Source organism: Mesorhizobium sp. M4B.F.Ca.ET.089.01.1.1, assembly GCF_004022605.1.
Lineage (GTDB): Bacteria > Pseudomonadota > Alphaproteobacteria > Rhizobiales > Rhizobiaceae > Mesorhizobium > Mesorhizobium abyssinicae.
Window position 1 is genome coordinate 1 of sequence record NZ_RZOS01001178.1, and the last position, 623, is coordinate 623.

At 64.8% G+C, this 623-nt stretch carries 1 pseudogene; it reads left to right on the forward strand.

What is annotated here, in order from left to right:
* Window positions 1–369, forward strand: a pseudogene (locus EN780_RS39390) (hypothetical protein); the annotation flags it as partial.
* Between the last annotated feature and the right edge of the window lie 254 nt (window positions 370–623).

The window sequence follows — 623 nt, forward strand, 5'->3', positions numbered from 1 at the left end:
CTCAACTGGTACAACCTCGTTGCCATGCACCAGAGCTTCACCGCTGGCCCGGGCTACATCAACACCACCATGTCGGGCGAGTTCATCGCCTACAACAGCTCGGGACACCCGGCGCAGGTGTTCAGCGACAAGCCGTTCGATTTCACAGGCGCCTATTTCGGCGTGGGCTGGGACGACGCGGAGGGCGAGACGCTTATCGTCAAGGCCTGGCGAGGCGATGAGCCCGCATATGAGGATCAGTTCGTGCTGTCGGCGAACGGTCAGGTCTACTTCGCGGCCGACTACAGACGCATCACGCGGCTCGAGATCCGGACACTGCATTACTGGCAGGCGGCGATCGACGATTTCGCCTACCGCACGGGTCGCTAGCGGTCCAGGGAGCGACCCGCCGCGTTCCGACGTTCGCCCGGGTTCCGGGAGCCTGATGTTTGTCGCGCGGCTGCACGGGCGCCATGCATCAAAACAGGAACCTGAAGCGCGTCATCCGCACCCGCTTACGCGCGACGCCCGTCAAGGACAGGCCGGATCAGCAAGACGATCCCTGGGAGGTTGCGCAGGAACGCGGGCCGCCATCCGAATGGCCGGTATCGTGACGGCTGCCGCCATGGCCGCCGGAGTTGCCG